This is a genomic window from Candidatus Igneacidithiobacillus taiwanensis (assembly GCF_031962545.1).
Taxonomy (GTDB): domain Bacteria; phylum Pseudomonadota; class Gammaproteobacteria; order Acidithiobacillales; family Acidithiobacillaceae; genus Igneacidithiobacillus; species Igneacidithiobacillus taiwanensis.
Map to the genome: position 1 here is coordinate 1 of NZ_JAVRKK010000099.1, position 8,287 is coordinate 8,287.

Genomic DNA, 8,287 nt, shown 5'->3' on the forward strand with positions numbered 1-8,287 from the left:
AGGCCGATTATCGTCTTCTACTGGAACGCCATACCAGCATCAGCCGACGCACCGAACATCGATCCGATGGTATCAGGGCATGGACGACCAGCACGGATCCCGAAGTCGCCCAGATATTGCAACGCCATGCCCGCGATATGAAACAACGTTTTTCCAAAGGCAGAGCTATCCGCTCCTGGGATGTTCTTTTCCAACGATTATACGAGTACCGCGATGTTGTTCACGTCCAGCTCACCATGTTGCCAGACGGCGTTTATGCAGAGCTATCGAGTGTAGATCCCAGTGTTGTTCCCTACATTTACGCGCACGGACGCACCCTGGTTAACTGGGTGCGCTCTGGCTTTCCCGCTGCCAAAGAAGCCAGTCCATTGCCACCACTCTGATCGGTGAAGCCAATATTGCGCCAAGGCCTCCCGCGCCATTCTCCAGCAACAGGGTTTGATCGCCTCCATGTCGAGGAAAAAGAATGGCTACGATAATGCCCCCATCGAGAGCTTCTGGGGCAGTTTGAAAAACACGAGGGTCTATCAACAGCACTTCGAGACCCGATCGGAGGCCTGTGCAGCGGTTCGGGAGTACATTGATATTTTTTAACAACCGCCAACGCCGGCATTCCCGGATTGGCTATTTGGCACCCGCTGTGTTTGCACAGACCTTCACGAGCAGTCGCTTGAGACGGAACTGTCCACTATTTACAGGACACCTCAGCCGAAGGGCTTTCTGCATTTGTGGACTGGCATCGCAGTTACTATGGAGTTGGTAGCTGACCAACCAATGAGTGAACAGGGTCGCCCATTTCGTGGGCCCGTTGCCAAGAGCCAAGTTCGCGGAAACGGATCCAATGGTGGCTTTCAAAATCATACAGTTGGCATTGCCGAAAAATATTTCGCACCTCTCGAAAACTGAAACGAGTTTCCTGCATATAGGCTCCATATTGGCTTCGGAGATCTTCATAGGCCGCTTTCAGATGATAGAAAGGGATGCGTGGGTCCACATGGTGAGGGGTATGGATCAAGATATTATGGGTCAACCATTCGCTGATCCGGGAACAGCGGACGATGGTGCTGCAATGGAGTTGACCAATACTGGGCGACCACTCTTCCTTGTGGATAAAAAACGGTAGATCTGGATGGGTATGATGGAGAAAGACAAATAAGGCAATGTAGTAGTTAAAGACCACAAAAGGCAGTACCACAGCCGCAATCCAAGTCCAAAAACCACCCAGCCACCAGGCGATGATCGAGTAACTCACAAAAAACAGTAGGGTCAGGATTTTATCGTTGCGGAAAGCTTTCCGGTTTTTTCCATCCCCTTGGAAACGGATCATTCCAGGCCACCACACCCGTAGCAAGTAGTGGAGCGCGCAAGTGTAGGGGCTTCGTTCGAGACGATAGATCCACCGTTGCCACCACGTTTTTTGCTGATATTCGGCCGGGGTACAGGGTCGCCAGATCCAATCGATGGTACTCAGGCTGGTAAAACCGTGATGGACACGATTATGGCCATGAGACCAAAGTCGGTACATATTGAATGATGGCAGCATGCTGAGGGTCCCCAGGATCCGCGCTACTCGTTGACTGGTAAAGAGAGCCCCGTGAGCCGCGTCATGCCCCCAGATAAAAAGAAAAGCTACTGCGGAACCCGCCAGCAGACCAAAGAATATCTTGGCCAGCGGATGCGGGTTCAGAAAGATCGCCATGACCGCAGCTATGTATAAAAACCCATCAAAAGAGAGGCTACCAAGGGCGTGGACCAGGGAACGTTGATACCGCTCTGGAGCAATACTTTTACGAAGTTCCGCGAGGGGAACAGGCTTTAGTCCATTGAGGGAAATCGGATCGTCGGACATCGTGATCACCATGTTGGCTTATAATAATACGTTTATATCCTTTATTTTTCCGAAGAACAAGTACACAAGGATATATAAATATATTGTTATAAGCGTTTGTTTTAATTCAAATTATAAGAAATAGAGGTTTTGATCTTGAAGCGCAACACCCTCGCCCATCAAACCACCCTTTGATGGACACGCCCGCCGAGGCCTTCTCGGCCAATGTTTTCTGGCAGGCCTCGGAGGTTGTTGGAAAGATGGCCAAAAAGATGGGTTGTTGGAAACGGGCTCATCGTCCAGGTCAGCAGCGCCCCTCTTGCTATGCAGGGTCGGTCGGGGGTCGCCGGGGGTCTTGCTCCCGGAACCGTCCGGGGTTACTGTATCCAGACCAATACGCCATCATCGCTACGCGATAAAACCGCCACTTGGCATGTGGCTAATCCTTTTTGCTGTACCCTTACCCAAGTCACGTCCAAATATCAGCAGGAGACCAAGCGACCGCCGAAGGCTGGGAGCAAGCGTCTGCCAACACATCCATCGAAGATTTTCCCACCACAACGCATGACCAAGCGAGCGACTGCGTAGCCAGGAGCGAGCAAAGCCATGCCGCCCGTCTCTTTTGCGAGCAACGCGAGCGAAAGAGACGGGCGGTGGGAACCCAATAACGGCTGGCATTTCAGGGCAATTTTCGCGCATGAAATTGCATGAAATCGCCTCCCGACCCAGGATCGACAGCGCCCTGACCGGCACCGACTGACCCCCACTGTCCCCCTGGGAGTACCCTTCTTCGCGGCCCCGTCAACCGCGAACCAAGCACAGCACTACAGAGACATTTTGTAATCGCACAATCGCTTAGCCGCGACTGCACCAGAAAAAAGCTCATCGCGTGGCCGGCGATCCATTAAGTTTGGCCCGTCTTCCCTCCCGAGCGCCGCTCGTCAAAACGCGCATCCAACACTTACCACGGCAGGTATGGGTCTGGAGGGAGACGCCCTGATCACTGGATCTGCTTTTGCAGCTCCCTTCGGACCTCAGCGCCTGTCTTGGAGTGGTCAGGAAATGATTCCGTGCGATTTTATTTAGATTTGATTTACAGCGTGGTTTTCAGACCGATCGATATAAACACGGGTGTTCGCACCCGTGTTTATTTAAGCCACTTTCTATCCACAAGGTGGCTTAAATAAACATTTTTTTATCCTTTGAGAGAAGGAGGGTTAGCTGTGTCCAGAAATTACGGAATTGGAACCCGTGACATGATTAGTGCTGGTCGACAGTGGCTTCAAAGAAGCGGGATTTCCTATAGCTCAGTCGCGACACTCAGACCTGTGGATGACCCCACCAAGGACTCTCCAAGATTCGGGAATCAGGCCCGCCATTTTTCGTGGCAGGCCTGAACCCTCTCTCCCGGAACCCCTCACCCTCCGTGCCGGACATAGAGGCCTCGGCTACCCTTAGCCGATGTCTTGGCCGATATGCTTTCCCCCGTAGTGCTGGCCTCGTTCCTGCGCTCGCTTCGCTCGCTAGGCCCTCAGCCAGCCTGATTCAGTTTTCTGATCTATCGATCTGGCTTTCCCCGCTACTACGGCAGAATCCGATGCCAACATTGGCAAACTCTGTGGAAGCCGCGACGGCAGGTGGCCGGTCGGCTTTGCCTCCCTACCTGCCTGCGGCCCAGCCGATTCGGGGCGGTTCTTTCGCTGCGCTCAAGCCGCCCCCGCTGGCTGTTATCTGATATAGGCTCGTTCAAGCGCCAAGACACCACCTTTCGATCGTCCTGTGATGCACCCCAAGCTCTGCGGCTATCTTTCGGTAAGTCCATCCTTTGGCTCGCAAAAGTCGCGCTGTAGCGCGGTCCCGCTCTCTGGATAGCCTGCGGGCTTTACCGCTGGCGATTCCGGCCTCTACCTGATTGGTCGCTGCCAGCCCGCCAAGCCTGCCCCTCTCGGCCTGTAGCTCTGGCGTATGGGTGCGCTCGATGAGGTCTTGCAGTCCTGCGGGCGTAATGCGCCGCCAGGTCCACTTGGCAATGCTCTTGGCTATGGTCCTGAGTTCCGGTTCATAGAGGGGCGCGTGAAATTGCCCGTTAATGGCCCGTAAATGCCCCAAAATCGCATCCTGCCACTGGGGTAAGCCATTTGGTGCCCAATAGTCCCTAATCGCGCTGTAGGCCCATTTACGGGCCGTGTGGAACAGGAACACGTTCCGGCCCTCTTGGTAGGCTTCTTCCGGGGTATTGGGGACATAGCGCCGGGCATTGGCCGCATCGAGGTTGAGATACTCCGCCAATTCGCCAAGGGTCCAGCGGCGATCATGGAATATATGGGTTAGCCAATGCGGGTGGATCAGGTTTTTGCTTACAAGGCCGACATAGAGGTGATCGGCATCCATCTTGACGCATAGGGCGCGTTCTATGGCTGCCAGATAGCGCAAAGGGGCTTCCCTGCCTGCCTGCGTGCGGGTAACGCCAGCCTCGAGGAAATAGAACAGGTGGCCGTGGCCGTTTTTCGGATTGATCGCTATGGCGTTCGGGGTCGGCCCCTCTGGGTCTTGGGTCTCCCAGCAATAGGTGAATGTTTCGGGGTCGCAAATACGGTGGTCCACGTCCAGCACGATGGTCCAGACCTGCGCTGGCGGATTGTGCTGGATGTATCGGTAGGCCAAGGCCTGCTTCCGGGTTCGGATGCGAAGGCCTCCGCCAAAGTCATTGGTGCAATAGGACCGATAGGGTAAGTGTTCGACCAATGGGTATAGGCCCACTGGGATGCCCAAATCGAGGGCTGTTTGCTCGGCGGATGGGGGCTTGCGCTTACGGGCGGCCATGCTGCCCTCCGGTCATCGCGTCTGGTTGACGGGACCGGGGGGCTAGGTGTGGGGTACAGCAACGGCTATACTGTCCCCGGACCTCCCCGGTCTCTGTGCCCCGATCTCCTGAGTGCCGTGCGAAAGCTTCACAGGAATCGGGGCATTGTGTTGCCTGAATCATGGCAATGCCTTTTGTTTCAAAATCATTCGGCGAATCTACTCCCAGGGCCGCGAATCTGCCAAGTGGGTGTTCCTGACCAACGGGAATGAACGCAAGATAAAGGGCACATGGTGCGCTTGAGAGGCTTTGGTTTGCCTTGCTCTCAACCTACCACGGCCACCACCAACGGCGCTTGGTTTCTTGGCTAGCAAGGAGTTTCTGTTCTGAGGCCTCAATGCGGGCCTTCAACCAGACTTCACGCTCCAACGCCCTATCCAACTCCTGCCGGACCAGAGACAGCATCTCCCTACAGCTCTCAAGTTCGGCCTGTAAAGCCATGTTCTTACTGTCAACATCTGTTCCAAGATCACCCTTCAGATCACCAAAGACCCTGATAAGCTCTGAAGTATCGATGCCAGGCTTCCCAAACTGGTCTTTTTCCACTGATATAAGGCCATTCTTGATATGTTTGTAGAGGGTCATCCGAGAGATTCCGGCTACCTTTGCAGCCTCTGTTATTGTCAATTTCGTCATGTAACCACCTGTCCATTAATGTAAATTACGTTTTACATCAAAGACGAATAACCATAGTGGCAAAACGGAGGCCGCGCCACCGCCAACCAGTAACGCACCGTTGATGGTTTCCGTGGTGCTTTTCTCTTTTTATATAGCTACATTTGTAGTATATTAAGTTATGGATTTTGAGTGGGACGAGAGAAAGGCAAGGCTAAACCTCAAAAGACACAAGGTAGCTTTTGAGGATGCGGTCTGGGTGTTCTCGGATGGGAACAGGATCGAGGCCCACGATGGGCGTGATAATTATGGTGAGGACCGATGGGTCACAGTAGGCATGGCTGGCCCCGTTCTATTGTCAGTGGCCTACACAGTGCGGGGGGAAGACCGCGAGGTGATCCGCCTGATCTCAGCAAGGAAGGCAACGAAAAGTGAGCGAAAGTCATACAATCAGGAAAACCTTTGACCTAACCAATCCTCCAAAGATGGACGCGAAACAGCGCCGTCGTCTGGAGGCCTTGGCGCAAATGTCAGACGAACAGATCGATACGAGCGACTTACCAGACCGCCCGAATCGACAGTGGACCCGTCCTGAAGCGCTGATCCCCTCAGAAAACAAGAAACAGGTGACATTGCGCCTTGATGCAGATGTTTTGGCGTTCTTTCGTAGCACAGGGAAGCGTTATCAAAGTCGTATCAATGCGGTGCTTCGTGAGTATGTCCAGCACCAAAAACGATAGCTTGGTGCCCAACCAAATGGAATCGATTTGTCTCATAACGGACCCTCACCGGCAAGCGGAGAGTCCAGCAAAATCAGGCTGTCCTTCGATCCATCAACCAGGACCACAAGACAGAATGGAACAAAAGGTCTGATGTTCTGAAACGGTCGTTCGCTTTGGTGGTAATCAGATGACTAAAAAAGCAAGATTTGCACGAAAACTGGAAAAAGCAAGATTTGCACGAAAACTGGAACAGTTCGTCACCGAACTACAAGGTCACGTCAGCAGTGACGATGGTCAATGGACGGTCAAAGGATTTATCGACATCTTCAAGAACGTTTACACGATCTCGTCAGATACAAAGATCGTATCGAAGATACTTGAGATACACCTCTTTCCGAAAATTCTCGCGTTTGCTCAGGCCAACGGGTACAAAGTTGTTCTCGCAGAGCATCAGAATTACTACCCAGACATTTCGTTCGTCAAAGCAAACGATGAGTCCGTAAAGTTTGCTGTTGATTTCAAGACCACATACAGAAACCCAAAAAAGCCACACCTGTGCAACGGTTTTACGCTTGGCTCGCATGGCGAATATTTCGAGAATAGAACCAGCACGAAGAACATCCAGTTTCCCTACGGGAGCTACTCGGGCCATTTCTGTCTTGGCATCATTTATGACAGATCGGAGGGGGCGACAATCGACGAAACAAGAGCCCATGGAATTGATGAATTGCACTCGATCACTTCCGTGGCACGAAACTTCCATTTCTTTGTCGCAGAAAAATGGAAGATTGCAAGCGATAAGTGCGGAAGCGGCAACACAGCCAACATCGGCAGCATAAACAACATAGCCGACATCATCGCGGGCAATGGAATGTTTTCGAAGCTCGGAGAAAAATGGTTTGACGAATATTGGATGAACTACAAGAAGATAACTGTCCAAGATGGAAAAGGTGGCACCAAGAAAATATCGACGCTTCGAGAATTCGTCGAATATAAAAACGGTGATGTTTCTCTGGTGGTCGATAAAAGGAACCGCGAATAATGTCCATGAAAGTTGGCGTGCCGCCGATCAAATCGCAGGGCATAAAGACAAAGCTCGTCCCTTGGATACAGAGCATACTCCCGACCGACTTTAACGGCACATGGATTGAACCATTCATGGGTACTGGAGTCGTGGCTTTTAATATCGCGCCACGGCGCGCCGTCTTGTGTGACTCAAACCCACACCTTATTAATTTCTACGCCAGCATAGCGTCAGGCGAAATAACGCCTGAAGTGGTCAATGAATTTCTTACTCGCGAAGGGGGATTGTTGTTGTCAAAAGGCGAAAAACACTATTACTTCGTCAGGGAAAGATTTAACGCAGGACACTCCCCGCTCGATTTTTTATTCATTAATCGCGCCGGGTTTAATGGAATGATCCGCTTTAATAGTAATGGTATTTTCAATATTCCGTTTTGTAAAAAACCCAAACGATTTACCAAGGCTTACGTAACTAAAATTGTCAATCAGGTTGCGTGGGTCAGTAAGATCATCAAGGAAAAAGAATTCACATTCAAATTTCAAGATTTTAATAGGACGATACAAGATGCCTCACCGAATGACATAATTTACTGCGATCCGCCATACATTGATCGGTATGGAGATTATTACAACGGGTGGGATGATGGTCACGAACGAGAGCTTTTTGACCGGCTCTCAGGCTTTTCCGGAAAATTTATTTTGTCGACTTGGCATCACAATGACTACCGAGAAAATGAATATGTGAAATGCTTGTGGTCAAAATATCACGTTCTTACACAGGAGCATTTCTATCATGTTGGCGGAAAAGAAGAAAATAGAAACTCAGTCGTTGAAGCTCTAGTAACAAACTTTATGGCCACACCTATACGCTTCCGTGAAGAAAGCCAAATCCAATGCCCGGCCACTGGGAGAGAGACCTGACCAAAGGGGGTGGTTTCAAGTCTGAAGTCCAACACTCTCTATTCCACCAAATCACCGTTTGATGGACACGCCAGTCGAAGCCTTCCCGATCAATGTTTTTGGGCAGGCCTTGGGCGTTGTTGGAAAAGTAGCCAAAAAGATGGGTTGTTGGAAACGGACTCATCGTCCAGGTCAGCAGCGCCCCTCTTGCTATGCAGGGTCGGTCGGGGGTCGCCGGGGGTCTTGCTCCCGGAACCGTCCGGGGTTACTGTATCCAGACCAATACGCCATCATCGCTACGCGATAAAACCGCCACTTGGCATGTGGCTAATCCTT

Annotated in this window: 8 protein-coding genes and 1 pseudogene; 6 read left to right on the top strand and 3 right to left on the bottom strand. The window is 51.6% G+C overall.

The window, feature by feature from the left end:
* Positions 1 to 383: hypothetical protein (locus RTI30_RS10755; RefSeq protein ID WP_312283751.1), on the top strand; the 383-nt coding region annotated here is incomplete at its 5' end.
* Positions 373 to 658, top strand: a pseudogene (locus tag RTI30_RS10760) (IS3 family transposase); the annotation flags it as partial. The gene RTI30_RS10755 and the pseudogene RTI30_RS10760, both read left to right, overlap by 11 nt.
* Before the next feature lie 90 nt (positions 659 to 748).
* Here RTI30_RS10760 and RTI30_RS10765 read toward each other — a convergent pair.
* The 3 genes from RTI30_RS10765 to RTI30_RS10775 form a co-directional block, all read right to left on the bottom strand.
* A complete protein-coding gene (locus RTI30_RS10765) occupies positions 749 to 1,849 on the bottom strand; it encodes a fatty acid desaturase (protein WP_312283752.1) in 1,101 nt (366 codons plus the stop codon).
* Between the two features lie 1,725 nt (positions 1,850 to 3,574).
* Positions 3,575 to 4,651: a replication initiation protein gene (locus RTI30_RS10770; RefSeq protein ID WP_312283753.1), complete on the bottom strand. Its 1,077-nt coding sequence runs from the start codon at positions 4,649 to 4,651 to the stop codon at positions 3,575 to 3,577.
* A 310-nt stretch (positions 4,652 to 4,961) separates the two neighbouring features.
* Entirely contained in the window at positions 4,962 to 5,327 is a 366-nt protein-coding gene (locus RTI30_RS10775; protein ID WP_312283754.1) for a hypothetical protein, read from the bottom strand.
* A gap of 160 nt (positions 5,328 to 5,487) precedes the next feature.
* Between RTI30_RS10775 and RTI30_RS10780 the strand changes: the two genes are divergently transcribed.
* The 4 genes from RTI30_RS10780 (at position 5,488) to RTI30_RS10795 (ending at position 7,972) form a co-directional block, all read left to right on the top strand.
* Entirely contained in the window at positions 5,488 to 5,772 is a 285-nt protein-coding gene (locus RTI30_RS10780; protein WP_312283755.1) for a BrnT family toxin, read from the top strand.
* On the top strand, positions 5,738 to 6,046 hold the full coding sequence (locus RTI30_RS10785) for a BrnA antitoxin family protein (RefSeq protein WP_312283756.1): 309 nt from the start codon (positions 5,738 to 5,740) through the stop codon (positions 6,044 to 6,046). The genes RTI30_RS10780 and RTI30_RS10785 overlap by 35 nt, the downstream gene beginning before the upstream one ends.
* Before the next feature lie 169 nt (positions 6,047 to 6,215).
* Positions 6,216 to 7,070 carry an EcoRV family type II restriction endonuclease gene (locus RTI30_RS10790; protein ID WP_312283757.1) on the top strand — a complete coding sequence of 285 codons (855 nt, stop codon included), beginning with the start codon at positions 6,216 to 6,218 and terminating at the stop codon, positions 7,068 to 7,070.
* A complete protein-coding gene (locus RTI30_RS10795) occupies positions 7,070 to 7,972 on the top strand; it encodes a Dam family site-specific DNA-(adenine-N6)-methyltransferase (RefSeq protein WP_312283758.1) in 903 nt (300 codons plus the stop codon). Before RTI30_RS10790 ends, RTI30_RS10795 begins: the two co-directional genes overlap by 1 nt.
* Positions 7,973 to 8,287: the final 315 nt, after the last annotated feature.

Excerpts from the sequence above, each read along its gene's own strand:
- RTI30_RS10765 (WP_312283752.1), bottom strand. The coding sequence starts at position 1,849 with ATGTCCGACGATCCGATTTCCCTCAATGGACTAAAGCCTGTTCCCCTC.
- RTI30_RS10770 (WP_312283753.1), bottom strand. The coding sequence starts at position 4,651 with ATGGCCGCCCGTAAGCGCAAGCCCCCATCCGCCGAGCAAACAGCCCTC.
- RTI30_RS10775 (WP_312283754.1), bottom strand. The coding sequence starts at position 5,327 with ATGACGAAATTGACAATAACAGAGGCTGCAAAGGTAGCCGGAATCTCT.
- RTI30_RS10780 (WP_312283755.1), top strand. The coding sequence starts at position 5,488 with ATGGATTTTGAGTGGGACGAGAGAAAGGCAAGGCTAAACCTCAAAAGA.
- RTI30_RS10790 (WP_312283757.1), top strand. The coding sequence starts at position 6,216 with ATGACTAAAAAAGCAAGATTTGCACGAAAACTGGAAAAAGCAAGATTT.
- RTI30_RS10795 (WP_312283758.1), top strand. The coding sequence starts at position 7,070 with ATGTCCATGAAAGTTGGCGTGCCGCCGATCAAATCGCAGGGCATAAAG.